The following is a 25,620-nucleotide window of genomic DNA, read 5'->3' as shown; positions in this document are numbered from 1 at the left end:
TTACTACGCCCAACCACTAAAAAAAGAGGGCGCATTGTCCGGGAATCAACCTGCGTGCTCAAGCACGCAGGTGCCCATAGCCGACACGCTCGCAACTGCCTATAATGCCGCCCCTATGGCTAAACAGAAGAAACACCCCACAGGGACCATCGCGCAGAATAAAAAAGCGCGACACGATTACTTCATCGAACATCGGTTCGAGGCTGGTCTGGTCCTGGCCGGCTGGGAAGTAAAAAGTCTGCGTGCAGGCAAGGCACAGCTGGTCGACAGCTACGTGCTACTCAAGGATGGAGAAGCATGGTTGCTTGGCAGCCATATCTCGCCCCTGACGACAGCCAGCACCCATGTTATCGCCGACCCGACGCGCAGCCGCAAACTGCTGCTTAACCAGCGCGAGCTGGAAAAGCTGTTTGCCGCCGTGCAGCAGAAGGGTTACGCCTGCGTCTGCCTCTCGCTTTACTGGAGCAAGCACTTGATCAAGTGCGAAATTGCCCTGGGTAAAGGCAAGAAGGAATACGACAAGCGCCATACCGAGCGCGAGCGCGATTCCGATCGCGAACTGCAGCGCGCGGTGCGAAACAAGGGCAAGGACGACTAGTTCCTCAGCCCTTGCACTTGTGGGAGGAGCGGTGCATCGATTCGACTTGCTCGCGATGGAATCAACCCGGTATGCCTGACACACCGAGTTGCCTGAATCGCGAGCAAGTCGCACCGCCGCTCCCACATGTGATGCATTATTTTTTATAACCCATTGCGGCGCTCTGCCCGCGCCATGCGCTGCACTTCCTGACGCACCTCCTCCAACACCTCCTGCACATACACCAGATGGCGGCTCGCAACTTCCCGCGCATCCTCTGCGCGCCCTTCGATAATCGCCAGATACAACTCGCGGTGCTGACTGATCAGCATGTCACGCGTTTCGCTGCGCTGTTTGTACATACCGCCGATGTTCGTCACCACGTTGCGCTTGAGCAGGTCAAATAACCCGCGAATCGTGTGCAGCAACACCGCGTTATGGCTCGCCTCGGCGATGGCCAGATGGAAATTCGCATCCGCCTCCCCCTCTTCTGCGCGGCTGACTTCACCCACCCGTGCATAACAATCCTGCAACCGCTCAAAGGCCAAACGCAGCCGCTCCCGATCCATCTCGGTGGCCCGCGATGCCGCGTAAAAAGCGCATGACGCCTCAAGCGTGTGGCGGAATTCAAGCAGGTCGCGCTGCGCTTCGGGGTTGCTTTCCAGCAGTTGCAGCAAGGGATCACTGAAGGTCGAACCCAGTGATGTCGCCACATAATTGCCACCGCCCTGGCGGCTGACCAGCAAGCCCTTGGCTGACAACTTCTGGATCGCCTCACGCAACGAAGGGCGCGACACTCCAAACTGCTCGGCCAGTGCACGCTCGGCCGGCAAGCGCTCGCCCGACTTCAACGTGCCTTCAAGGATCATGCCCTCAAGCTGCTCGACAATATCGTCCGACAAACGGCGCTGACGGATTTGATCAAACCCCATAACTGCTCTCCACCCTCCCGACCACACGCCGGGCCCTCTATTCTCGCCGATTGGCGCACTCCACACACCCATCAGAAACACCGCCCATAACCCCATCAGATGCCCGGGCGACGAACACCTCGACCAAAGATTTAGAGGCGGCAAATTGACACATACCGCATAAGGCTTTTAACCTAGCCAACAGCGATTGTAAATTGGTAATACCAATTACCCAAAAACAATCAGCGGCATCAACCAATAACAATTAGGGGCCACCCCATATGCAAACCTGGCAACAGCTCTACAGTCCGCTCGGCAGCCTCGGCCTGTCCGCATTCGCGGCCGTTATCCCGATCGTGTTCTTCTTCCTGGCCCTGGCCGTCTTCCGCCTCAAAGGGCACGTCGCCGGCGCTATCACCCTGGCCCTGTCGATTGTGGTGGCCATCTTTGCCTTCCAGATGCCTGTCGACATGGCCTTCGCAGCAGCGGGTTATGGCTTTGCCTACGGCCTGTGGCCGATTGCCTGGATCATCGTCGCCGCCGTATTCCTCTACAAACTGACCGTCAAAAGCGGCCAGTTCGAAATCATCCGCAGCTCGGTACTGTCGATCACTGACGACCAGCGTCTGCAGGTACTACTGATCGGTTTCTGCTTCGGTGCATTCCTTGAAGGTGCAGCCGGTTTCGGTGCGCCGGTAGCGATTACTGCCGCACTGCTTGTAGGCCTGGGTTTTAACCCGCTGTACGCTGCAGGCCTGTGCCTGATCGCCAACACCGCGCCCGTCGCATTCGGCGCCCTCGGCATCCCGATCATCGTGGCTGGCCAAGTCACCGGCATCGACTCATTCAAGATCGGCGCCATGGCCGGCCGCCAACTGCCGCTGCTGTCGCTATTCGTGCCGTTCTGGCTGGTGTTCATGATGGACGGCCTGCGTGGCGTGCGTGAGACCTGGCCGGCAGCGCTGGTGGCTGGTTTGAGCTTTGCCATTACTCAGTACTTCACCTCGAACTACATAGGCCCGGAACTGCCAGACATCACCTCGGCCCTGGCCAGCCTGATCAGCCTGACCCTGTTCCTCAAAATCTGGCAGCCTAAACGCACCGCAGGCGCACAGATCGCAGGCGTAAGCTCGGACGTAACAGTGACCGCCAGCGCCGGAGGTTTCGGCAAACCAACCAACCTCATGGCTTCGCCCTACAGCCTGCTGCAGATTCTGAAAGCCTGGTCCCCGTTCCTGATCCTGACCGTACTGGTCACCATCTGGACCCTCAAACCGTTCAAGGCCCTGTTCTCAGCGGGCGGAGCGATGTACGGCTGGGTATTCAATTTCGCGATCCCGCATCTCGATCAACTGGTCATCAAAACCGCACCGATCGTGAACGCACCCACGGCGATTGCCGCCGTGTTCAAACTTGATCCGATTTCGGCCACCGGTACCGCGATTTTCTTCTCGGCACTGATTTCCATGCTGATTCTGAAAATCGACATCAAGACTGGTCTGACCACTTTAAAAGAAACCCTGTTCGAACTGCGCTGGCCGATCCTCTCCATCGGCATGGTGCTGGCTTTCGCCTTCGTTACCAACTACTCGGGCATGTCATCCACCATGGCCCTGGTACTGGCCGGCACAGGCGCAGCGTTCCCGTTCTTCTCGCCGTTCCTCGGCTGGCTGGGCGTGTTCCTGACCGGCTCGGACACCTCGTCCAACGCCCTGTTCAGTTCGTTGCAAGCCACCACCGCGCACCAGATCGGCGTCAGCGACGTACTCATGGTCGCGGCCAACACCAGTGGCGGCGTAACCGGCAAAATGATTTCCCCGCAATCGATCGCCGTGGCCTGTGCGGCTACCGGTCTGGTGGGTAAAGAATCCGACCTGTTCCGCTTCACCCTGAAACACAGCCTGTTCTTCGCCACCATCGTCGGCCTGATCACACTGGCTCAGGCCTACTGGTTCACCGGCATGCTGGTGCACTGATAAGGACTATGGTTACTGCACGATAAAAGGCGCCGGCCTACATGCCGGCGCCAATCATTCAAAACCCGGTCTACCCGGCGGCTGAGGAAGGTTTCAGCCGCTCGCGTGGACACATAACCGGGACCACCCGGAGACGCCTGATGAGCGAGCTTTTTTACAATGCCGTGCCTAATGCGACCCGCGTCGCCCCACCCCTGCCAACCCCGCGCCAATATCCCACGCACAAACCGCGCAAGGTTTACCTGTTTGGCACCTGCGTGGTCGACCTGTTCTTCCCCGAAGCCGGGATGGACGCCATTCACCTGATCGAGCGCGAAGGCATCGCGGTTGACTACCCCCAGGGCCAAAGCTGCTGCGGGCAACCGGCCTACACTTCGGGCTACACCGATCAGGCACGTGCAGTCGCCCGTTCACAGCTTGCGCTGTTCGCCGAAGACTACCCGGTAGTCGTGCCGTCCGGTTCCTGCGCCGGCATGTTGCGCGAACACTACGAAGACCTGTTCAAGGACGAGCCCGAGACCCTGAAAAAGGTTCACGCCCTGGCCGAACGCACCTTTGAACTCACCGAATTCCTGCTGTTTGTGTGCAAGGTCCAATTCAAGGACCACGGCGCCCCCGTCAAGGTCGCCCTGCACACCTCCTGCTCCGCACGACGCGAGATGAACACCCACCTGCATGGCCGCGAAATGCTGGCGCAACTGAGCAATGTGGAACGTATCGACCACAGCCACGAAAGTGAATGCTGCGGTTTTGGTGGGACATTCAGCGTACGAATGCCCGACATTTCCGGCGCCATGGTCGCCGACAAAACCCGCTCCCTGATTGAAACCGGCGCACATCAGGTGCTCACCGCCGACTGCGGCTGCCTGATGAACATCAACGGCTCGCTGGAAAAACAGAAAAAAGCCCTGCGCGGCCAGCATCTGGCCAGTTTCCTGTGGCAGCGCACCGGAGGTGAACAATGAGCGCCAGCACACTGATCCCCACTGTTGCGGTGGAAGAAGACTTCCGCGAGCGCGCCCACGAAGCCCTGGCTGACCCGCAACTGCGGAACAACTTCCGCAGCGCCATGGACTCGCTGATGACCAAACGCGCCGTGGCCTTCAGCGACGCCCACGAGCGTGAACACTTGCGCGCCCTGGGCAACGCCATCCGCGCCCGCGCCCTGTCCAAACTGCCCGACCTGCTGGAACGACTGGAGGCCAACCTGACCCGCAACGGCGTGCAGGTGCACTGGGCTGAAACCGTCGACCAGGCCAATGAAATCGTCATGTCGATTGCTCGCCGCCGTTCGGCCAAGCAAGTGATCAAAGGCAAGTCGATGGTCAGCGAAGAGATGGAGATGAACCACGTGCTCGGCGCCCAAGGCATTGAATGCCTTGAGTCCGACATGGGCGAGTACATCGTTCAGCTCGACAACGAAAAACCATCCCACATCATCATGCCCGCTATCCACAAGAACGCCGGGCAAGTGGCCGACTTGTTCCACGAAAAGCTCGGCGTTGATTACACCAAAGACGTGGACCAACTGATCCAGATCGGTCGTCGCGTGCTGCGCCAAAAATTCTTCGAGGCCGATATCGGCGTGTCCGGTGTCAACTTCGCCGTTGCCGAGACCGGCACCCTGCTGCTGGTGGAAAACGAAGGCAACGGCCGTATGTCCACCACCGTGCCGCCCGTGCACATTGCCGTCACCGGGATAGAGAAAGTCGTCGAGAACCTGCGCGACGTTGTACCGCTGGTATCGCTGCTGACCCGTTCGGCCCTTGGCCAGCCGATCACCACCTACGTCAACATGATCTCCGGCCCACGCAAGCCCGGCGAGCTGGACGGCCCTGAAGAGGTGCATCTGGTGCTGCTCGACAACGGCCGCAGCCAGGCCTTTGCCGACAGCGAACTGCGCCAGACACTGAACTGCATTCGCTGCGGTGCCTGCATGAACCACTGCCCGGTTTACACCCGCATTGGCGGCCATGCCTACGGCGAGGTCTACCCCGGTCCGATTGGCGCAATCATCACACCGCACATGGTCGGCCTGGCCAAAGTGCCGGACCACCCCAGCGCCTCGTCGCTGTGCGGTGCCTGTGGTGAAGTGTGCCCGGTAAAAATTCCGATCCCGGCCCTGCTGCGCCGTCTGCGCGAAGAGAACGTCAAAGCGCCCGATACCTCGCCCCGCATCATGCGCGGCCAGGGCAGCAAGTACTCACGCAAGGAACGCCTGATCTGGAACATGTGGGCCAGGCTCAACAGCTCCCCTGCCCTGTACCGCGTATTCCTCAAGGCCGCCACCCGCCTGCGCGGGCTCACGCCGAGCAATGTCGGCCCGTGGACACAAAACCACAGCGCCCCCAAACCCGCTGCCCGTTCGCTGCACGATATGGCCCGCGAGCATTTGGCAAAAAAGTCGGGAGACCAGTGATGAGCGCTAGACAAAATATCCTCAACAAATTGCGCAATAGCCTCACGGGCACCACACCCGTGCCTGACAACTTCGACGAAGTGCTGGTGACGGAGCCCTGGTCCTACACTCCAGAGCAACGCATCCCGCAACTGCGCAAGTTGATGGAAGCGGTACACACCGAAATCCATCTCAGCACTGAGCAAGACTGGCCCGCGCTGTTGGCGCAATTGGTCACCGACCGTCAACTGCCCAGTTTGCTGATCGCCCCGACCACAGCCCACGGGCAAAAAGTAACCGCGCATTGGGCGCAAAATCCTGCGCTGCCGACACTCAAAGCCTACGACCGCCCGGTGGAAGAATGGAAAACCGAACTGTTTGACGACACCCCGGCCAGCCTGACCACCACCCTGGGCGCGATTGCCGCCACCGGCAGCCTGATCATGTGGCCGACCCCCGAAGAGCCGCGACTGATGAGCCTGGTGCCACCGGTGCATTTCGCCCTGCTCAAGGCCAGCGAAATTCGCGACAACTTCTATCAGGTACAGCGCGACATGAACTGGGCCGCCGGCATGCCGACCAATGCTCTGCTGGTGTCCGGCCCGTCGAAAACCGCCGACATCGAGCAAGTGCTGGCCTACGGCGCCCATGGCCCGAAAGACTTGATCGTGCTGATTCTGGAGGATGCATGAGCCTGCCCGCCGCCTTTGTGCGCGATGCCCAACGGCTGATCCCCCAAGACCGCCGTTTCGACGACCCGCTCTCCACCTTGGCTTTTGGCACTGATGCGAGCTTTTACCGGCTGATTCCAAAGCTGGTGATTCGCGTGGAATCCGAAGACGAAGTGGTCGAACTGCTGCGCCTGGCCCGCCGCGATCAGGTGCCCGTCACCTTCCGCGCCGCCGGCACCAGCTTGTCCGGCCAGGCCATCAGCGACTCGGTGCTGATCGTGCTCGGGGATAACTGGAACGCCAAGGAGATTCGCGGGCAGGGCACGCAAATCCGCTTGCAACCCGGCGTGATCGGCGCACAAGCCAACGCCTGGCTGGCTCCGTTCGGACGCAAGATCGGCCCCGACCCGGCCTCGATCAACGCCTGCAAAATTGGCGGCATTGTCGCCAACAACGCCAGCGGCATGTGCTGCGGTACCGCGCAGAACACCTACCACACCCTGGCCGGCCTGCGCGTGGTGCTGGCCGATGGCACCCGGGTCGATACCGAAGACGCGGCCAACATCGCCGCCTTTCGCCAAAGCCACGGGCCATTGCTCGAGCAACTGGCGACATTGGCCCGAGAGACCCGCGCCAATGCCGAACTGGCTGCCAAAATTCGCCACAAATACCGCCTGAAAAACACCACTGGCCTGTCACTCAACGCCCTGGTGGATTTCGACGACCCGCTGGATATCCTCAGCCACTTGCTGGTGGGCAGCGAGGGCACCCTGGGGTTTATCAGCGCCGTCACCTACGACACCGTGATCGACCATCCGAACAAAGCCTCGGCCCTCATCGTTTTCCCGGACGTTGAAACCTGCTGCAACGCCGTCACCGTACTCAAAAGCCAACCCGTGTCGGCCGTTGAACTGCTGGACCGCCGCAGCCTGCGCTCGGTGCAGGAAAAGCCCGGCATGCCGGCTTTCGTACAACAACTGTCGGGCAATGCCTGCGCGCTGCTGATCGAATCCCGCGCCGCATCCCAGACTTTGCTGCACGAGCAACTGGCGCAAATCATGGCCTCGCTGTCGGCTTTCCCGGTGGAGAAACAAGTCGACTTCACCGAAGACCCTAAAGAGAACGCCAAGCTGTGGGCGATCCGCAAAGACACCTTCCCGGCCGTCGGTGCCGTGCGTAAAACCGGCACCACGGTGATCATCGAAGACGTGACCTTCCCGGTCGAACAACTGGCCATCGGCGTCAACCGCCTGATCGAACTGTTCGACAAGCACCACTACGACGAAGCGATCCTGTTCGGCCACGCCCTGGAGGGCAACCTGCACTTTGTCTTCACCCAGGGTTTCAACAACCCCGAAGAAGTGGCGCGCTACCAGGCCTTTATGGATGACGTGGCGCAACTCGTGGCCGTGGAATTCGGCGGCTCGCTCAAGGCCGAACACGGCACCGGGCGTAACATGGCACCCTTTGTGGAACTGGAATGGGGCAGCGACGCCTACCGGTTGATGTGGCAACTCAAGCGTTTGCTCGACCCCCAGGGCATTCTCAACCCCGACGTGGTGCTCAGCGAAGACCCGCACATCCATCTCAAACACCTCAAGCCGATGCCTGCCGCTGACGAGATTGTGGACAAGTGCATCGAGTGCGGTTTTTGCGAACCGGTGTGCCCGTCCAGGGGACTGACCCTCAGCCCGCGCCAGCGGATTGTGATCTGGCGCGATATTCAGGCTAAAAAACGCGCGGGCATCGACACCACTGAACTGGAAAAAGCCTACGCCTACCAGGGCATCGACACCTGCGCGGCCACCGGTTTATGTGCGCAACGCTGCCCGGTGGGCATCAACACAGGCGACCTGGTGAAAAAACTGCGTGCCCGCAGCGCCCACAGCGTCAAAACCGCCGACTGGTTGGGTAATCACTTTGCAACCACGCTGCAAGGCGCCCGCTTCACACTGCATGTGGCCAATGGTGCGCGCATGCTGCTGGGGGCGCCGCGCCTGGCGAAAATCTCGTCTGCACTGACCAAGGCCAGCAAGGGCCGCGTGCCATTGTGGACCAACGCCATGCCGCAGCCGGAACGGGCGATCCGCTTCAGCCCGCCCGTCAAGGATGCCCGCCCCCGGGTGGTCTACCTTGCGGCCTGCGTGTCGCGGGTCATGGGCCCGGCGGCAGGCGACACAGAACAGATGTCGTTGCTGGACAAAACCCGCGGCCTGCTGGAAAAAGCCGGCTACCAAGTGGTGTTCCCCGACAACATGGACAGCCTGTGCTGCGGCCAGCCTTTCGCCTCCAAAGGCTATAGCGAACAGGCCGAACACAAGCGCCAGGAACTGATCGGTGCACTGCTGCATGCCAGCCGTGGCGGCCTTGATCCGATCTACTGCGACACCAGCCCGTGCACGTTGCGCCTGGTGCAAGACTTGGGCGAAACCCGCCTCGACCTCTACGACCCGGTGCGTTTCATCCGCACCCACCTTGTGGATAAGTTGACCTTCACCCCACAAGCCGCACCGATTGCGGTGCATGTCACCTGCAGCACCCAGCACCTGGGCGAAAGCCAGGCACTGATCGACATCGCGCGCCTGTGCAGCACCGAGGTGGTGATTCCGGAGGGCATTCACTGCTGCGGTTTTGCCGGCGACAAAGGCTTCACCACGCCCGAGTTGAACGCCCACTCGCTGCGCACCCTGAAAGACGCGGTGCAGCATTGCAGCGAAGGGATTTCCACCAGCCGAACCTGTGAAATTGGCTTGAGCCAACATGGCGGGATTGATTACCACGGGCTGGTCTACCTGGTGGACCGGGTGACCAGCGCACCGGCCTGACGGCAGAGATCTGCACTTTCAAGATCCCTGTAGATACTCTGTTCCCGGTCAAGCACTGGCGAAGTGTTTCTCGCTAAACGGCTTGGCCGGATCAAAGGCGTCCGAGGTGGCAGGCCGGTCTGTTTGGTGTCGGGATCTGCGAGACTCGCACATCTCCTCTGTGGGAGCGGGCTTGCTCGCGATGCAAGCGGCGCGGTATTTGAGTTGAATCGCGCCGATGCCATCGCGAGCAAGCCCGCTCCCACATGGGGTTGTGCAGTTTCAAGCCTTTGCCTTTGCCTTTGCTGTAGCCAGGGGAATGTGCAAACAACGCGAATGCCCCTATTCCAGTTGGGCGTTTGTGGCGGATATGTACTTGGGGTTTCTGTTGTTTTTGCAGCTATTGAACAGCTGAACAGCGTACATATCCATTCGATGCGCCACGGCTTTCTACGGGTTTCGCCCTTACGGCGAGGCACTTTTGTCAAACAGCCACAAAAGTACCCAAAAAGGCCTTGCCCCGGCGTACGGCCTTCGCTGCGCTCAGGTGTCCCTCGCTCCGGTCCCGCTCCGTGGGCACGCCGTGACGGGCCATCCTTGGCCCAGCACGGCTCTCCCGGCATCCATGCCGGGAGGCCCACTGCGCAGAACCTCCACTCGGCCTCCCGAAGGGGCAGGTAGATCAAGAGCAGATCAAAAAGCAAAGCAAAGCAATAGATTGCGCGATACACAAACCCTGTAGCTGCTGAGGAGCGAAGCGAGCGGGATGTTCAAGAAAGGCTCGCCAGATGAAAAAGGACTCGCCGTACGAAATGCCTTATTTCCCGCTCTGGCGGCCCCATTTTCGAGCGCAAAAAAACTTGATAAATAATGGCCAATTACAGGCAGAAATTTTGAGCGTGGCTATAGTCAATTGGCTTGACGCCCCAATGTTTGGGGCATAGAACCGAGCCCGGAGCCACCGGGCCTATCATGAGCACAAGGAGTTTTCCCCATGAAGCGTACCGCTCTTGCTGGTCTGTTTATTTCCGCTGTGATGTTGGCCTCTCCGGTATTTGCGGCAACAGATCTTTGCCAAATCAACCTGCAAAAAATCAAGGACGCCGTGGTCAGTTCTGGAGAAATGAGCTCCGACTTACAAGACAGCGTCGAGAGCCGGGTCGCAGAAGCCAAGGCCGAACAAGCCAAAGGCACGAAAGAAGGCACTGATAACTGCATTTCACTGACCACCCAGACGCTTCAGGATATTGCCGACAACAACAAAGGTGGTGAGTAACCCCTTTGGGTTGGCCTTCTTCGCTACAAAGGCGTACACTCCGCAAGCTTGCTGGTTACACACAGCAAGCATCGGGGCCGTTTAGGATTCGACGCCGGTTGCGAAACTCTAGGTGCATGCCGAGTTGGTAACAGAACTCGTAAATCCACTGTTGCAACTTTCTATAGTTGCCAATGACGAAACCTACGAGGGTCAAGCTCTCGCAGCGTAAGCTGCCTTAGCCATCCTCCTGGTACCTTCGGGTCCAGCAATCACTAGGGGATGCCTGTAAACCTGAAGTGATTGTCATATAGAACAGGATCGCCGTGCAGTACGTTGTGGACGAAGCGGCTAAAACTTACACAACTCGCCCAAAGCACCCTGCCCTTCGGGTCGCTGAGGGTTAACTTAATAGATACGGCTACGCATGTAGTACCGACAGCGGAGTACTGGCGGACGGGGGTTCAAATCCCCCCGGCTCCACCAAATTAACATCTAAAGACGTCCACGGACGTCTTTTTTTGTGCTTGAAATCCAGTAAATACAGGGGCTTAGAGTCCGCGAGCGTCCACTAGCATCCGTGTCCATCTACGATTTCGTGTATTCCAAGTGGTATTCCAAGCCCTCACCTGCTATTTTTTGGAATACATAAACAGCACTGGAATACACCATGGGGGCCCAAGCCACGCGCCTTTCAGACGTAAAAGTCAAAGCCGCGAAGCCAAAGGAAAAGGACTACATACTCACCGATGGCAACGGCCTTCAGATGCGAGTGAGAATCAATGGCTCAAAGCTATGGAATTTCAACTACATCCAACCCGTGACGAAAAAGCGAATAAACATGGGATTGGGCACCTTTCCTGAGGTAAGCCTGGCTCAAGCACGCAAGAAAACCGTGGAAGCGAGAGAGCTCGTCGCCCAGGGGCTGGACCCTAAAGAGAAACGCGACGCCGAGCGGCACGCGAAAAGAGCAGCCACGGAACACACTTTCGAAAATATCTCGGCAGCGTGGTTCGAGCTCAAAAAGGACTCAGTGACCCCAGCGTACGCCGAAGATATTTGGCGCTCTCTCACGCTGCACGTTTTCCCTGATCTGGCCGCCACCCCGATCTCTGCTATCACCGCCCCAAAAGTCATAAATTTGCTTCGCCCCCTTGAGACGAAGGGCAGTCTTGAAACTGTTAAGCGCTTGACCCAACGCCTCAATGAAATCATGACCTATGGTGTCAACTCGGGATTAATTCACGCGAATCCACTCAGTGGAATCCGCGCCGTCTTCAAAAAGCCCAAAAAGAAAAATATGGCCGCCCTGGCGCCCGACGAGCTGAAAGAGCTCATGTTGGCAATTGCTAATGCCAGCATAAAAAGAACTACGCGCTGCCTGATTGAGTGGCAACTTCACACCATGACTCGGCCAGCCGAGGCGGCCACATCGCGCTGGGCGGATATCGACTTCGAGAAGAAGATCTGGACGATACCGGCTGAGCGCATGAAGAAACGTCGGATACACATCATTCCGCTCACTGAACAAGCTTTGGCGCTCCTTGATGCCATCAAGCCCTACAGTGGACACAGGGAGTACGTGTTTCCTGCAGACCGGAACCCTCGCACCCACTGCAACAGCCAGACCGCCAACATGGCGCTGAAGCGCATGGGGTTCGAAGGGCGCCTGGTAAGTCATGGCATGCGTTCAATGGCGAGCACCATTCTCAATGAGCACGGCTGTGATCCTGAATTGATCGAGGTTGCGCTTGCCCACGTCGATAAAGACGAGGTACGCAGCGCCTACAACCGAGCGGACTACATCGAGCGCAGACGCCCAATGATGGCTTGGTGGAGCGAGCACATCCAAGAAGCAGCTAGCGGCAACCTGTCAGTGTCAGCTATCAAGGAAAACAGGGACAGAAAAGTCGTGCCGATACGTTGACCTACGACCCAGTGTCGGAAAACCAATGGTTCCCGAGTAGAAAGAACGTCATTGCTCCGACACCTCGTCGTTGGACTCCTTTACATCGGACTTCATCGTTGCGTACATCTTCTTGAGCAATGGTTCAACGAGTCCCTTCTACCAATCCAAAGTTGTCGCTACATACGCTTCAGCGAATTCGAGCTTTTCGTCATCGGCCCAAGATACCGCGGCACATTGCCCTCTGTGTATTCCGCGAGCCTATCCTCTATGGCGGCCTCAATCCGGCGCACCATTCCTTTGTCTTCAGTGATAAAGCCAAAGGGAATTGGCACCGGATGCAGGTCGGGCTGGACTAGGTGGTAGACAACAATCGCAAACGAATCCACAAGGCTCACAATCTCAAGCGCTGACAGTGCATCGGACTCTATAAAGCTATGAAGGACCGACTCAGCCTCTTTGCATTCGTTAAAAGCTCGGCGTCGCGCCTGGTCGTCGTGCTGATCGGCCAGCGGGATGAGTAGTCTCGGGCTGAAGACTGACTTCTCCTTCCCACTGGCCTTCAATGTTGCAGAACCAACAAACGTGCTCAACGCCTGACTATGGCGCGAACACTTGCCCCACAAACCATGGGCAGCCGGGGCCAGCCAAGTTAGCGTAACAGGCTCATTGGCATCTTCGCTCGCAAGTCGTTTCGCATATTTGGATAGGAGGTATTCCGCTCGATCCCAGTTGCGCGTTATCTGTAGAGCACCGTAGATCGGTTCTATTTCGGCCTGACCCGCTCTGAAAGTCGCAATCGATGCTTGCGCAGCCTTGCTTAGATCGAGGACGCCAGTCGAGAGAATGTCTAGCGTACGCTGATCGCCTATTCTGTCAGCAAAGGCAACTAACGTTTCGATATTGCGCCGCCCTACAAGTCCTGCCAGCTGGAGACTTCGCTGGGCGATGTAAAGATCTTCCTCGGGCAGCCCGGCATGCTCTGCGAACCCAAAGTTCATCGTCTCCAAGTCGAGGCAGTAAGCTTCTGCAAACCGGATATAACCCTCCCGCTCTTTCCGAACCTGGCTGACTTTGTACAGCTCAGGCACCTGCATTTCGTCTACCTGACCACAAAGCTCACCGGACCGATAGATTTTGAATAGATTGTGCTGAAACGCTCGCTCTGCACCCGCCACGGATTCGGCGCGCATAGCAGGATCTGCGCTCAGAACTACAGAGCACCTCGGGGTCTCTAAGCGATGCTTCTTATGCTCGACGAAGGAGTAGGCGAGTAGATCGAATGCAAGAGTCTTCCGGTACTCCTTGCGCCCTTTAACGATAGGGGTTTCACCACCGCCAGCGAACAGTCTCAGCCCCTTTTCGGTAAGCACCACGCGTCCATCAGCGGCGAGGGTCAGTTCGCCTTGCTGCAAGTACGGCAAGAGAGCGGTACTGACCTCCTTCGGCGTGAACCCGAAAAAACGGGCAATGTCCGCAGGCGGTAGTGCTGAGACCCTCAACAGTCGTAACAGGAACTCTGGAACAAAAGGCAACCCGCCCTGCTCAACTAGGGTGTACTCAATACGGAACTGCTGAACCGGGACGCTGATATCAACCTCAAACAAACGAAGCTCATTCGTAGTCATTTTGCAGCTCCTTTTGCCGGAATGATTGCATAGCCGGTTTTGTGCTGACGTTCTCGAATGAACGTACAGACCCTACCCAGCGGCAACTCCGCATTTCTCCCAGCCCACATTCGCATATCCCCGACCACTACTAGCCGATCCATTGCTCTGGATAGAGCTACGTTCACCCGGTTAGATGAGCGTAGGAACCCAGGTGACTGGTCCGCGCACGAGCGCGTAAGTGAAATTATCACGATGCGATTTTCCTTTCCCTGGTAGCTATCCACCGTGTCTATTTTGACCAATCGCTTAAATGCATCCGGCCAGTTCTGTTCCGCAAACTTTCGTCGCATTAGCTTCTTCTGATCGCCGTACATGCAAATGATGCCGATTGCAGGCTCTTGCGTACGGCTCATCTCATCAATGAGCCCATCGGAAAACTCAGTCTGCTGTTCGATCTCCTTGAGCATCTGCATGATCGCGTCTACTTCGGCGTGGTTGATCAAGCTCATGCTGCCATTGGGCGACTGATGGAATGCCCTGATGCCAAGGGTGCCAGTGTCCAACCAGCCGCACACCTGCTCCAGACAACCAGGAGCAAGGTCGAAATGTTCTGGTATGAGCCGTTCACCTGTCTCCAGCAGCCCCTGGTAGAAAACCTCCGAGACCATATCGCCGATTGGGGGCTGCATCCGATATTGGGTTTTAAGCGTGGCGCTAGCCAACTGCCCGTAAGGGGACTCGAATGCCCTCTCGAAGTCGCTGCGCATGATGTGCTGGAACTCCCCAGAGGTCGTGTGGAGCTCCAACGACCTGGCGATGGCTTTCTTGTGCTCATCTTCATAGAAAGGCGGTAACTGCCGGTGATCTCCTACAAGGAGTACTCGCCGACCAACCTGCATGGCGATCGCTAGTTCTGTTGGCGAGGAACGGGCAGCCTCATCGATAATCACCCAGTCAAATCTGCCGTCAGCAAGCTTGAGGTGGTTCAAGCCAATACCGACACAGGTGCCGCACACCAAAGTACGGGTTCTCACCAAAAACTCATCGTAGTTGGCCTTTTCGCTGCCCATGCGCTCAAGCATGTCGTCGGAGAGCGTAATCAACGCCAGACAGCGTTTCAGTTCATGGCTACGAATGCCGAAGTCACTGGCTATCTTGTTCTGGACTTGCTCCAACCACATTAAGGGGGCGCCCTCCTCGTCAACCTCAACCTCGAAGTCATGGCGCATCAACTCTAGGAGCTCGGAGCGCATCTCGCCCAAAGTCACCGAATTGTCGTTTCCGGTCGTTTCGTAACTTTCTTCCGACTCCAAGTCGGCAGTTAGTCGAGCAAGACCTTTCACAAGTCCACCAACTTTCTGCAGGACGGTGACCAACCGCTCGAGAAAGGCAGCGCTCACGCCAAGGGATGGGGCCATGAGACTCAGCCGATGCGCCATCTCGGCACGAAATGACTCGCGCTGCTGGCTAACGATGGAGCGGGAGTAAACATCCCGTAGTTCGTCAGAAACAACCTGCTCTCTATTGCTGAACCGCACCACATCGAGGTCAGTATTGAGTTTTCGACAGTGGGAGCGAATACGCTCAGCTGCGGTGTTCACCGCTTCGTGCGATTGACTGGTAAGCAAAATATTTCGTGCACCAACCTCACTGATTAGGTAATGGCTGAACGCAGCGATGAATTCGGTCTTACCGGTACCGGGCGGCCCCTGCAGTAAGCCAAGAGGTCCAGTGCTGACGAGCCGCGCAAATGCTTCCTTCTGTGCGTCATTCAGTCCGACGGTGGTACCGTCAGGAGCCTGACGCTCATACATTCTGAAGTGGTGCTCTGTCGGCGGTTCATTAAATCGCTCGGGTTTTGCATCGCACTCCTCGTCAAAATAGTCGATAAGATTCGGGACGACTGACAGGCGTTGCAACATGCGCTCAGTCGCGCGCTTGCGGCGCGAAAAGGAGGTTCGGGTCGATCGCGATTGCAAGAACAGCAGGTCGTCAACTTGAATGCCTTTGGCCTGCTTCGATAGGGCCAAATAGATCTCCGACTGGGTGCTTAGACGGATATTGACTGCGCCCAAATCGATTGTCTTTCCGTCCCTCCGCCTCGATAGATAAACTGTTTCGTCTGAATCGAATGACTCTAGGACCTCCCGCTCCGCCGAATACGGAATCAGAAGCCCGACCCCGTCTTTGTGCATCCTGGGCACATCGGCAACCTCGACACTTGGTAAGGCCTCAGTTTCGGTCTCCAGAATCGCCTTCCATACCTTGGTTACCGGGTATGGCTTACGGGATGGTTCAGAGGAAGTTAGATCGGCGTCCTCCTCTAATACAGCCTCGACGATCGATCCAAATGGCTTTTCCTCATTTTGGGCGAGGAGAGCTGCGCGAGAGTCGTTGAGGATACTGATTGCGAGGTCGCCAAAACCCGCCTGTTGCTCCATGAAGCCAGTTAGTGTGGCCAGATTGGAATATCGGCCGACGGAAACCTTGATGCTGACGTCGACTTCGAAGTCAGCATCCTGGGCCTCACGCTGCCGAACACTGTCCTGCACCTTCGGTCCAAAGGCTTTTATGAACACTCTTGTGGCAGGATCGTAGGTGGCACGGAATGCGCCACCAATTCCATCGAAGCTTACGACCAGAAGCTTCGGATCCTGCCGATCCGAGGTGATCTTGATGTATAGCCGACCGTTATCGGGGTAGATGGTAAACCCCTCGACCTCATCTCGACTTACGACATCGATTGCGATCGATGGCCGAGCCTTGGGTGGATTGTTCGCTTCTTCAAGAGCGTCCCGAAATCGCTCGAGAGAGATGAATCCCGACTCGCTTTGCCGCTCCTGATCGATTGCTGCTCTGAGTTCGGGAATATCAGCATCGCTAGGCTCATCCCAGTCCATCCCAAGCAGCTCGACCGTCATGCGCATGACAGCAAAATTGTCTCGTTCAATGACAGTACAGTTCTCTAAGAGTGGACTGTAGCGATGATTGAACGGCTGGGTGCCCGAGGCGCATAAGTCAGGCATGTCCAGCAGGTATACGGCACAGGAGGCCGGATCGCCGGCAGTAACGCATACCTTCACGTTCTCAGGGTGGATATCACCGTGGCTTACCTGCTGCTCGTGAAGACATTCAACCGCAGCCATTAGCTTCCGGGCCACGATGAAGGCGACATCGCGCTCAGGCTTATGCAACCCACTCCAGTCGCATCCGTCGACATGACGCTGGATCAGAAACGGCGTCCCGCCCTTACCGTACCCAAAACTTTCGATCTCAGGGAGGAATTCATAGCCGCTTTTTTGCAACAATTCGAGCCGCTCAAAGAATGCAAGCAGCATAGAACCTTCACCGCCAGAGACTGAGTTGGCGTGAAGGGTCGGCCATATTTTGACTACGTGAGAACCTGACCGATAAACCTCTTTGACCTCGGAGTCGACAAGCTCATCTTCTACCGGAAAAACCTTATAGGGGACGAATCCGCTCGACCCGAAGCGCTCCAGAAGGCTGTGATCAAACTCGAATGCCCCATCAATTCTTGGCGTGTCCCGGTTCAATGCATCGAGCAGCGCACCAGCGTCGGGGTAACGGTCGTTAGGATCAATCTCCATAGCCCGAAGAAGTACAGCAGCGTACCAATCGTCCGCGCTACTTAGTTCACGGCGCGCGCTCTCAATGTGCGTGTCCTCAAACTTGAGCGGAAGCGCGGTCGCAGTGATGAGATGCCAGCACATGAGGCCAAGCGCGAAGACATCCCGTTGAAACGGTGTTCCCCGATAAACGTCGGGATTGGTGTCCTCTGGCATGCAGATTGCGCCGATGCTCAACTGGTCACGACGTGGGCCGACCGTTCCTGCTGGCTGGTGATATGCGGCAATAAAATTTGACAGCGAGATACTGCTGTCCGGTGAAAACCAAATGCTATGGTCACCGAGATCGCGGTGAGCGACTTTGAACCCATGCATAAGCGAGAACTGCGCGACCAAGACCTTTACTAACCGTATTCGGCCAAATTGATCGAACTGCCCCACATAGCGATGGATGAATTCATTTAGACGATAGTGCTCCGAGGGCAACTCACAAAGCTCGGAATACTCCTGGGTCACAGAGTCCTTTGAAGGATTTTTCATCGGCCGAAGGCAGCGTCTACCCAGGTCCAAGTCCCGGTTACTCAGATAGACCAACACGTCACGTTCACGTGAAAGGATTTTGAATCGCCCCTCCGGCGTTTTGGCATCCAGATCATCGAGCTTGGAGAAATCCCAAAGACGCAGCAGCGCACGCTCGTCTTTGTTGTTGTCGTTCTTCGCCTGGTGCTCGACATACACCTTAGCAGGGTGCTCGAAAATCAGTTCCTGAGCTCTGAAACCATCAACGATCAGCTCTTTTGGCTTAGTATTCCCTTTGTTGAGCAAGCGATCGAACACGTCGAAATGCTGATTCAGTCCCTGCTGAGCCGGGTGCGGCCGGAACCGCTTGTTGTATTGACCCTCGTTCGCGAGCGCCAAGAAGTCTCCAAGGGTCAGAACGTGGTTGAGCTCATTGTCGGGCAAGTCGGCAAAGGTGCAATCGCCGGTGAGGACAACGCAAAACTGAATGTTAGGTACGCGGTTGCCTGGGAAACTCGATTTGATAGCTTGGAGCTTCCTTTGCAGCAGGAAGAGCTTGTTCTGAGTTACGGCAACCGGTGAGCGCCCGCGTTCGCTGCCGTTCTGGTACCACTTCCCGCCGTTGTATGTAATTTCCCCGTGCCAGTGCTTCAGCTCTACGATAAGCACGTTCTTGTGCGTAACAATAACAAGGTCAAACTCACCCTCTGCGCCTCGAGCGTCCGCAAAACGGAAACCCGCATATCCACGCCAGGGCCACATCCCACCCGCCCCGGCAGCAAGAGCTTTCAGCTGCTGAGCCATCACCCCCTTCGCTGTGGATGACCCATTGGGCGGTTCGGAGCCTTTGAAGGTTTTCTCCATGGCCTCGATGGCAGCAACTTCGTGGCGCAGAAGGCCACCCTCCCAATACACGACCTCCATATCCTCAAACCCCAAATTCATAAGCGAGAAACGTGCTTCAAAAGATCATGTTCAGTGGGGGCCTTGGCCACTCGCGTCAGGATCACTTGAATTAAGTGATGCATTATCATGTTTGAAGTAGCCAAAGGGTCAAGACCCTTCTGCTCTCTAGGATTAAGGAAGAGCCGCCGAACTGGCCAGCAAAACTATTCAATTCGAAAAAATCTTAGTCCTACATAACCGTAATGACATCAACACCAAGAAGGTTCGTCCCATGTCATTACAGTGCCCTCGCTGTCATTCCCCCAAAATTGCCTCTTTCCATCACGCCATGAAAATAGGGGCTGCCATCGGCAGCGTAGGCGGTGCAGCCCGAGGTGTCAGCGCAGTTTTAGCAGGAGGTCAGGCTGGTGCGCTTATCGGTGCTATCGCTGGGCCCATCGGCATCACCCTCGGCTCAGTGTCAGGTGTCATCCTAGGCGGACTGGCCGGCGGTGTCAGCGGCTGTGCGCTCGGCGCCCAACTGGGTGAGTCGCTAGATCGCCATCTGCTTGCCAACAACCTCTGCCTTGCCTGCAATCATCGCTTCAACCTACCAGCCTAATCCTCTTAAAAAACTCTTCGGCCAGTGCTGCGTGATGCGCAGCATTTATGCCGGCACGCACCCAAAGGAATCACTCCCATGGCTCATCTCGTCGAACAAATGGCATACGTTGGCGCTACCCCTTGGCACGGTCTGGGTAACCGCCTAACGCAAAAGCAACCACTGGAAATCTGGCAGCGCGAAGCCGGCATGAACTGGCAGATTCAGGAAAGTCCTGTTCACTTCAAGGCCGACACGGTCGGCAACCTGGGCACGATTCACTCCTTTCCGGAACAGAAGGTGCTGTATCGCTCCGACACCAAGTCCCCCTTGTCGGTTGTTTCCAACCGCTACCAAGTTGTGCAGCCTCGTGAGGTGCTGGAGTTCTACCGAGATCTGACTGAGGTCTCCGGCTACGAGTTGGAAACAGCTGGGATACTCAAAGGTGGTCGCAAATTCTGGGCTCTAGCCAGGACGGGGCAGACAACCGCGCTGAAGGGTAATGATCAGGTGAATGGCTATCTTCTACTGGCTACCTCCTGCGACGGCACCCTAGCCACCACCGCCACTCCGACCACGGTGCGCGTGGTCTGCAATAACACCCTGACCATCTCCCTGAACGGCGCTACACGCGCAATCAAGGTGCCGCACAACACGCGCTTTGATCCACAGGCGGTGAAAAAGCAACTCGGCATCGCCGTCTCGCAATGGGATGAATTTATGTACCGCATGCGCGCACTGGCGGAGCGCAAGGTGCAGTGGCATGAGGCGATGGGCTTCTTCATGAATGTGCTGTGTGACGTAGCCCCCCATAGCAAACTGCCGGAAGTGCTGCCGAATGAGCGAGCGCTGCGCAAAGTCCAAGGCCTGTACGAAGGCCAAGGTCGTGGAGCGACGCTTGAATCAGCTCAAGGAACTGCGTGGGGCCTGCTCAACGCCGTTACGGAGTATGTCGATCACGAGCGACGCGCCAGGAGTACTGAGTACCGCATGGACTCTGCGTGGTTTGGGGCCGGGGCCGTCCTCAAAGAGCGCGCACTGAACGCAGCGCTGCAACTCGTCGCCTAGCCCCACTCACCTACTCAACGATTAAAGCGCCTGGTCAGCTTCTGCTGGCCGGGCGTTTTTTATGCCGGATAGGAAAACATCATGGAAACGCAAAAGCTGCAACAATCCTGCAGTAAACCCCGCCCCGCCTTGCGCCTGGTGGGGACCAAACAACTTCCCCGAGAAGACTGGCTGGCCGTGCGCAAACAAGGCATCGGCAGCTCGGATGCCGCTGCTGCCGTAGGTCTCAATCCTTACAAATCCCAGCTGGAACTGTGGCTGGAAAAAACTGGCCGTGACAGTTCGCTGCCAAAGTTAGATCAAAATGATGAAAAGAGTCCAGCCTACTGGGGCAATGTGCTGGAGCCCATCGTCGCCTGGCATTACAGCAAGCGTAGCGGTAACCGAGTACGACGAATCAATGCAGTGCTGCAGAATCCGGATCCTAAACTGCCCTGGATGCTGGCCAACATCGACCGAGAGGTGATGGGTGCAGACGATGTACAAATCCTTGAATGCAAAACAGCCGGCATTAACGGCGCTCGCCTCTGGAAAGAAGGCGTGCCTGAGTATGTGCAGTTACAGGTCATGCACCAGTTGGCGGTGACCGGCAAGCAGGCGGCGGATGTGGCGGTACTGCTGGGTGGCCAACACTTGGAGATCCACCGCATCGAACGAGACGAGTCGATGATTGCTCGGCTTATAGACCTGGAACGGCTGTTCTGGGACTACGTGGTCAGTGATACCCCGCCACCGGCCGATGGTACGGACTCAGCGGAAGCCGCACTACGCTGCCTCTACCCCGAGGACAACGGTAAGACCCTGGACTTCAGCCAGCACCCGGAACTGGCAACTACCTACCGGGAACTCAAGGCTGTTCGCCAGAGCATTAACCAACAGGAGACACGAGAGGCGCAGCTCAAACAAGTCCTGCAGCAGGCCATGGGCATCGCCACCCGCGCGGAGTTTACCGAGGGCTACATCAGCTGGAAGAAGTCCAAGGACAGCACCGTGCTGGATGTCGAGCAGATGCTCAAGGACAAACCCTACCTGCAGATCCGCTACAGCAAGCTCCGCGAAGGCAGTCGGCGTTTTCTGATCGCCTGACTCTACCCACCATACATAAGCCACCCGGACCTATCACGTCCCGGTGGCTTTTTTATTTCCAGATCAAGGATAACCGCCATGCTCAAAGGTTTAGCGATCACCCCTCCTGTACTCGGGCGTATTTCCATCGGCAAGGTCGTCGAGAAAAACGGCAAACGTCTGCCGGAGAAAGACGATCAGTTCACTATTACTTCGCAGGTACTGAGCCGCGACGGCTGGCTGCTGCACCCGCTCAATGAGGAACTGCGCAATGGCCAGGACGGCAAGCTACGCAGCATTCCGATCCGTTTGTTGTTCAACGAGCCGGACCTCAACTTTCGGGCTGACTACAGCCTGTTCGACCGTACCACCGGCCGGCCGCTGTGCGTGGGCAATGGTGAAACCTGCAAGCGTTTGACCAAGGAAGGCATCCAGTCGTTGCCCTGCCCTTCACCGGATGGCTGCTCGCTGGCGCAAGGCGGAGCCTGCAAGCCCTACGGACGACTGAATGTTGTCATCGGGGATGACGATCCGCTGGGTAGCTTTGTTTTTCGCACCACGGGCTACAACAGCATTCGTACCCTGGCAGCGCGTCTGCACTACCTACAAGCCATCTCCGGCAATCGCCAGGCCTGTCTGCCGTTGGAGCTACGTCTGCGTGGTAAGTCCACTCGCCTGAGCCACGGCACACCGATTTTCTACGTCGATATCACGGTTCGCAACGGCCTGAGCCTAGAAGACGCCTTGCTCGAAGCCAAGCAGCTGGACGAAACCCGACAAGCCTCGGGCTTTGACCAGAGCGCCTTGGATCAGGCGGCCCAGCGAGGCTTTAACAATGGGGCCTTTGAAAACACCGAGGATGACACTCGTACCATCGTCGAGGAGTTCTTTCCAACCATTGAAGATCAACCCAGACATATAGAGGCCCAAGCCCAACTGGCAGCGCATGGCAAACCCTCACTCGCGCAAAAGCTGGAGTCGCAAGCCACGCGGAACAACGGCAAGCCCAGCGTTCAGTAATCGGGTTGCTCAATCTCCCGCTGTTCTCACGCATTCGTACAGGAATACCCGCATGAAATATCACAAGCTGATAGCCGGTGAAACGACCGGTACCTATGTCATGGAGTCCCCGGTCACCGAGGCTGATATCCTGCAGATGGCGCAACAACTGGCGATGAGTCGTCTGTCGAAAGGTCGGGCATTGACTGAGCCTAAGCAAGTATTCAGCCATCTACAAACACTGCTCCAATACCATGAGCATGAAGTCTTTGCCTTGCTACTGCTTGATGCCAAGCACCGTGTGATTGGTTTCAGAGAACTGTTCAGAGGCACGCTAGATGGAGCCAGTGTGTACCCACGGGAAGTGGTCAAGGTCGCCCTGGAGCATAACGCCGCAGCCGTGATCCTGGTCCACAATCATCCCTCCGGCGACCCGGAGCCCAGCCACGCCGATCGCACGCTGACCACAATCCTCAAGAACGCTCTCAGTATGATTGGCACCCAGACACTGGATCATGTGGTAGTGGGCGCTGAGGGCTGTGTATCGTTGGCTGAACGGGGTTACCTGTAACCCATAATGGCTGGCTGAATCACTCCGCCCGATAAACTACACCCTGGCGACTGCCAGGGGTGGTTATCGGTGTGGATGTGCTTTTAGCTTATGCTTTCTTATTTTTTTCAAGTTGTATTCGGTGCATTTGAATGACGACCGACACCACTGTGATGCTCCTTTGGGGTCAGTCAGCCATTGCTTTCAGCAAGGCATCTTTGGCATCCGAATAAAACTGGATATCGATCTTGGTCGCCATATCATCGGACAAATCGACCAATTGGCGTCGACATGCCACGGGTACTAACAGCGACGTTGCGCCCTTCTCAACGGCGATTTCAGCAATCGTGACCGCATTATGAACGGGCTCGATCGACCCCCCGAGGTTGATCTCCCCAACGATGATCAAGCCGCCACGTACGCTTCGCTTCAACAGAGATGTGCACAGAGCAATTAAAGAAGCCACGCCGAGCTTCGCGCCAGATTTCGCCGCATCAAACGCTCGAAGCTGCACCGTGAACTCATGCTGTCTGGGATCTTTGTCACCAACTAGCTGCAGCGACCTGGCATAAAGGTTTTGCTCGGCGAAACCAATGCTTTCGCGGAATGCCGGCGGAATGGGCTTGTTGAGTACCTTCACACCTGACCCAGGGCCATCGTTGACCTCGATGCGGTAGAGGCCAGAGTTTTCCTCGCCACCACCGGGGCTGATGGTCCACACCTGTCCAGGCTCCAGCGGGTCGCCGCCAATACTGTTGTCGCTCTGGAGTTCTGGCGTGGAGACGAACTTCTCGACACCGTCAGCGCCCATGATGTAGCTGAAATGTGTGTTCCTGAATTCGGCAGCACCCACGCGCTTTTGCTGCTCCTTCACCCGGCGCCGAACCTCCATGGCGATGCGAACGGCCCACTCCAAATCCTCATCGGGGACCGGGACATCTGCGCTGGGGTACAGCAGCTTCAGCAAGCCGCTGACCGTTTTGTTGATCGCATTCGTGTCGCGGCCAGACAGGGCGCCGCCAAAGAAGACTCGGTTCTGCAGCTCGCTCACTCGGCTCTGGTTACGAAGCTGGCTCCAGCACTCGGACAGGAAATCGCTGACCAGACCGAAGTGATTGGTGACCAAGTCTTTGTTGATCTTGGGTACGTCCCAACCAGGCAGAAACGCGTGGATGCGGTCCATGAAGGCGGTGTCGTCACGCATTTCCGGTGGCATAGGGCCAAACAAGTGCCCCACGCGCTGCTGGTGTTCCACATCGACATCGAAGTTGCCGACCAAGACGATACTGCCATCCGCGCGGATACTCTCCTTGCCACGGCTGAATTCTCCGGACTCCATGTAGCCCTTCATGATGTTCACGCCGTCCTTCTGATCGAAGGAAATACCGGACACCTCGTCGAAGCAGACTACGTCGTACTGGCACACCAGCCCCCGACGCCCCTTGGCCGTGTTCTCCACGAACATCTTGGCCACAGTGGCCTTGCCGCCTGAAATGAGGTGGGCGTAGGGCGAAACCTGCTGAAACAGATGGCTCTTGCCAGTGCCGCGCGGACCGAGCTCTACCAAGTTGTAGTTGCGCTCCACAAACGGAACCATGCGCAGGAGCAGAGCATTCCGCTGGCGGTCGCTAAGCTCGCCGGACTCAATGCCGATGGATCGGAGCAGAAAGCACTTCCATTCTTCGGAGGTGAACGCCTGGCGGGCTTTGGCCAGAATTTCCAACACGTCGCGCTTGGACAGCTGAATCTCCCGCAGCGACGTGATCCCAAATGGACGCCCCTTTGCTTCCTGGGCGATGGCCACATCGAACGTCACCCCCAGCTCAGCATAGAAGCCCCCGGTTAACATGCGCTGGTGTTCGTTGACCAGCTCGCTGCTGATGCGCACATCCGTCAGGCGCAGGCTTGGCAGGCTGGCCACGTACTCCCCTTTGTTGTCCACACGCGCTGTCACGAGGTCAATGATCTTCACCTCACCTGTCTCAAGTGCCTTAGCCTTGAACAGCTCCTCCTCGCCGGCACGCACCGTGCGAGACTTAAGCTGGCGCTGAACAATCTCCAGGCCCTCGTCAATCTCCTCCTGATCGATGCTAGCGCAATAGCGCCCGAGCATGAACTCGACAACGTAGGTGGGTACCGGAAATTGCCGACTGAAGGTACGCACCAAGTCTTTCCGGACCAGATACCCGTCCAACACCGAGGCGGCCTTTTTGTCTATCTGATCCAATTCAATCATTC

At 57.2% G+C, this 25,620-nt stretch carries 17 protein-coding genes and 1 other RNA gene; 14 read left to right on the top strand and 4 right to left on the bottom strand.

Annotated elements, in window-relative coordinates; all coding sequences use genetic code 11:
- Positions 1 to 115: 115 nt before the first annotated feature.
- Entirely contained in the window at positions 116 to 598 is a 483-nt protein-coding gene (gene smpB / locus ACZRMS_RS18875; protein WP_463996586.1) for an SsrA-binding protein SmpB, read from the top strand.
- Between the two features lie 143 nt (positions 599 to 741).
- On the opposite strand, the gene ACZRMS_RS18870 is transcribed toward smpB, so the two are convergent.
- Entirely contained in the window at positions 742 to 1,509 is a 768-nt protein-coding gene (locus ACZRMS_RS18870; protein WP_463996543.1) for a GntR family transcriptional regulator, read from the bottom strand.
- 260 nt (positions 1,510 to 1,769) lie between these two features.
- On the opposite strand from ACZRMS_RS18870, the gene ACZRMS_RS18865 reads away from it, so the two are divergent.
- From ACZRMS_RS18865 to ACZRMS_RS18830, 8 genes are all read left to right on the top strand, one after another.
- The gene (locus ACZRMS_RS18865; RefSeq protein ID WP_463996542.1) at positions 1,770 to 3,464 is read left to right on the top strand and encodes a lactate permease LctP family transporter; all 1,695 of its coding nucleotides are present in this window, start codon (positions 1,770 to 1,772) and stop codon (positions 3,462 to 3,464) included.
- Between the two features lie 140 nt (positions 3,465 to 3,604).
- Positions 3,605 to 4,429: a (Fe-S)-binding protein gene (locus ACZRMS_RS18860; protein ID WP_463996541.1), complete on the top strand. Its 825-nt coding sequence runs from the start codon at positions 3,605 to 3,607 to the stop codon at positions 4,427 to 4,429.
- The gene (locus ACZRMS_RS18855) at positions 4,426 to 5,883 is read left to right on the top strand and encodes a LutB/LldF family L-lactate oxidation iron-sulfur protein (protein ID WP_463996540.1); all 1,458 of its coding nucleotides are present in this window, start codon (positions 4,426 to 4,428) and stop codon (positions 5,881 to 5,883) included. Before ACZRMS_RS18860 ends, ACZRMS_RS18855 begins: the two co-directional genes overlap by 4 nt.
- Positions 5,883 to 6,554: a LutC/YkgG family protein gene (locus ACZRMS_RS18850; RefSeq protein ID WP_463996539.1), complete on the top strand. Its 672-nt coding sequence runs from the start codon at positions 5,883 to 5,885 to the stop codon at positions 6,552 to 6,554. The genes ACZRMS_RS18855 and ACZRMS_RS18850 overlap by 1 nt, the downstream gene beginning before the upstream one ends.
- Positions 6,551 to 9,358 (top strand): FAD-binding and (Fe-S)-binding domain-containing protein, encoded by a 2,808-nt coding sequence (locus ACZRMS_RS18845; RefSeq protein ID WP_463996538.1) that lies wholly within the window; start codon positions 6,551 to 6,553, stop codon positions 9,356 to 9,358. Before ACZRMS_RS18850 ends, ACZRMS_RS18845 begins: the two co-directional genes overlap by 4 nt.
- 973 nt (positions 9,359 to 10,331) lie before the next feature.
- Positions 10,332 to 10,613: a hypothetical protein gene (locus ACZRMS_RS18840; RefSeq protein ID WP_463996537.1), complete on the top strand. Its 282-nt coding sequence runs from the start codon at positions 10,332 to 10,334 to the stop codon at positions 10,611 to 10,613.
- A 73-nt stretch (positions 10,614 to 10,686) separates the two neighbouring features.
- Positions 10,687 to 11,078: a transfer-messenger RNA gene (gene ssrA, locus ACZRMS_RS18835) on the top strand.
- A 184-nt stretch (positions 11,079 to 11,262) separates the two neighbouring features.
- Positions 11,263 to 12,519 carry an integrase domain-containing protein gene (locus tag ACZRMS_RS18830; protein WP_463996536.1) on the top strand — a complete coding sequence of 419 codons (1,257 nt, stop codon included), beginning with the start codon at positions 11,263 to 11,265 and terminating at the stop codon, positions 12,517 to 12,519.
- A gap of 158 nt (positions 12,520 to 12,677) precedes the next feature.
- On the opposite strand, the gene ACZRMS_RS18825 is transcribed toward ACZRMS_RS18830, so the two are convergent.
- The gene (locus tag ACZRMS_RS18825) at positions 12,678 to 14,126 is read right to left on the bottom strand and encodes a hypothetical protein (RefSeq protein ID WP_463996535.1); all 1,449 of its coding nucleotides are present in this window, start codon (positions 14,124 to 14,126) and stop codon (positions 12,678 to 12,680) included.
- Entirely contained in the window at positions 14,123 to 19,138 is a 5,016-nt protein-coding gene (locus ACZRMS_RS18820; protein ID WP_463996534.1) for an AAA domain-containing protein, read from the bottom strand. The genes ACZRMS_RS18825 and ACZRMS_RS18820 overlap by 4 nt, the downstream gene beginning before the upstream one ends.
- 253 nt (positions 19,139 to 19,391) lie before the next feature.
- On the opposite strand from ACZRMS_RS18820, the gene ACZRMS_RS18815 reads away from it, so the two are divergent.
- The 5 genes from ACZRMS_RS18815 (at position 19,392) to radC (ending at position 23,403) form a co-directional block, all read left to right on the top strand.
- Positions 19,392 to 19,721, top strand: coding sequence for a hypothetical protein (locus tag ACZRMS_RS18815; protein ID WP_463996533.1), 330 nt, complete (start codon positions 19,392 to 19,394; stop codon positions 19,719 to 19,721).
- Between the two features lie 78 nt (positions 19,722 to 19,799).
- Positions 19,800 to 20,768: a DUF932 domain-containing protein gene (locus tag ACZRMS_RS18810; protein WP_463996532.1), complete on the top strand. Its 969-nt coding sequence runs from the start codon at positions 19,800 to 19,802 to the stop codon at positions 20,766 to 20,768.
- A gap of 81 nt (positions 20,769 to 20,849) precedes the next feature.
- Positions 20,850 to 21,854 carry a YqaJ viral recombinase family nuclease gene (locus ACZRMS_RS18805; protein WP_463996531.1) on the top strand — a complete coding sequence of 335 codons (1,005 nt, stop codon included), beginning with the start codon at positions 20,850 to 20,852 and terminating at the stop codon, positions 21,852 to 21,854.
- 78 nt (positions 21,855 to 21,932) lie between these two features.
- Entirely contained in the window at positions 21,933 to 22,853 is a 921-nt protein-coding gene (locus tag ACZRMS_RS18800) for a recombination directionality factor (protein WP_463996530.1), read from the top strand.
- A 52-nt stretch (positions 22,854 to 22,905) separates the two neighbouring features.
- Complete coding sequence (radC, locus tag ACZRMS_RS18795; RefSeq protein WP_463996529.1) at positions 22,906 to 23,403, top strand: RadC family protein; 498 nt, start codon at positions 22,906 to 22,908, stop codon at positions 23,401 to 23,403.
- 166 nt (positions 23,404 to 23,569) lie between these two features.
- On the opposite strand, the gene brxL is transcribed toward radC, so the two are convergent.
- Positions 23,570 to 25,618, bottom strand: a complete 2,049-nt coding sequence (gene brxL, locus ACZRMS_RS18790; RefSeq protein WP_463996528.1) for a BREX system Lon protease-like protein BrxL — start codon at positions 25,616 to 25,618, stop codon at positions 23,570 to 23,572.
- Positions 25,619 to 25,620: the final 2 nt, after the last annotated feature.

This window comes from Pseudomonas sp. B424, from assembly GCF_055408345.1.
Note: the sequence above shows the minus strand (reverse complement) of the source record. Positions and strands in the feature narration are given on the sequence as shown.

What these genes read in the sequence shown, in the direction of transcription:
- brxL (WP_463996528.1), bottom strand. Translation starts at nt 25,618, where the DNA reads ATGATTGAATTGGATCAGATAGACAAAAAGGCCGCCTCGGTGTTGGAC.
- ACZRMS_RS18830 (WP_463996536.1), top strand. Translation starts at nt 11,263, where the DNA reads ATGGGGGCCCAAGCCACGCGCCTTTCAGACGTAAAAGTCAAAGCCGCG.
- ACZRMS_RS18865 (WP_463996542.1), top strand. Translation starts at nt 1,770, where the DNA reads ATGCAAACCTGGCAACAGCTCTACAGTCCGCTCGGCAGCCTCGGCCTG.
- ACZRMS_RS18820 (WP_463996534.1), bottom strand. Translation starts at nt 19,138, where the DNA reads ATGGAGGTCGTGTATTGGGAGGGTGGCCTTCTGCGCCACGAAGTTGCT.
- ACZRMS_RS18855 (WP_463996540.1), top strand. Translation starts at nt 4,426, where the DNA reads ATGAGCGCCAGCACACTGATCCCCACTGTTGCGGTGGAAGAAGACTTC.
- ACZRMS_RS18845 (WP_463996538.1), top strand. Translation starts at nt 6,551, where the DNA reads ATGAGCCTGCCCGCCGCCTTTGTGCGCGATGCCCAACGGCTGATCCCC.
- ACZRMS_RS18840 (WP_463996537.1), top strand. Translation starts at nt 10,332, where the DNA reads ATGAAGCGTACCGCTCTTGCTGGTCTGTTTATTTCCGCTGTGATGTTG.
- ACZRMS_RS18870 (WP_463996543.1), bottom strand. Translation starts at nt 1,509, where the DNA reads ATGGGGTTTGATCAAATCCGTCAGCGCCGTTTGTCGGACGATATTGTC.
- ACZRMS_RS18805 (WP_463996531.1), top strand. Translation starts at nt 20,850, where the DNA reads ATGGAAACGCAAAAGCTGCAACAATCCTGCAGTAAACCCCGCCCCGCC.
- ACZRMS_RS18860 (WP_463996541.1), top strand. Translation starts at nt 3,605, where the DNA reads ATGAGCGAGCTTTTTTACAATGCCGTGCCTAATGCGACCCGCGTCGCC.
- ACZRMS_RS18800 (WP_463996530.1), top strand. Translation starts at nt 21,933, where the DNA reads ATGCTCAAAGGTTTAGCGATCACCCCTCCTGTACTCGGGCGTATTTCC.
- ACZRMS_RS18815 (WP_463996533.1), top strand. Translation starts at nt 19,392, where the DNA reads ATGTCATTACAGTGCCCTCGCTGTCATTCCCCCAAAATTGCCTCTTTC.
- ACZRMS_RS18810 (WP_463996532.1), top strand. Translation starts at nt 19,800, where the DNA reads ATGGCTCATCTCGTCGAACAAATGGCATACGTTGGCGCTACCCCTTGG.
- smpB (WP_463996586.1), top strand. Translation starts at nt 116, where the DNA reads ATGGCTAAACAGAAGAAACACCCCACAGGGACCATCGCGCAGAATAAA.
- radC (WP_463996529.1), top strand. Translation starts at nt 22,906, where the DNA reads ATGAAATATCACAAGCTGATAGCCGGTGAAACGACCGGTACCTATGTC.
- ACZRMS_RS18850 (WP_463996539.1), top strand. Translation starts at nt 5,883, where the DNA reads ATGAGCGCTAGACAAAATATCCTCAACAAATTGCGCAATAGCCTCACG.
- ACZRMS_RS18825 (WP_463996535.1), bottom strand. Translation starts at nt 14,126, where the DNA reads ATGACTACGAATGAGCTTCGTTTGTTTGAGGTTGATATCAGCGTCCCG.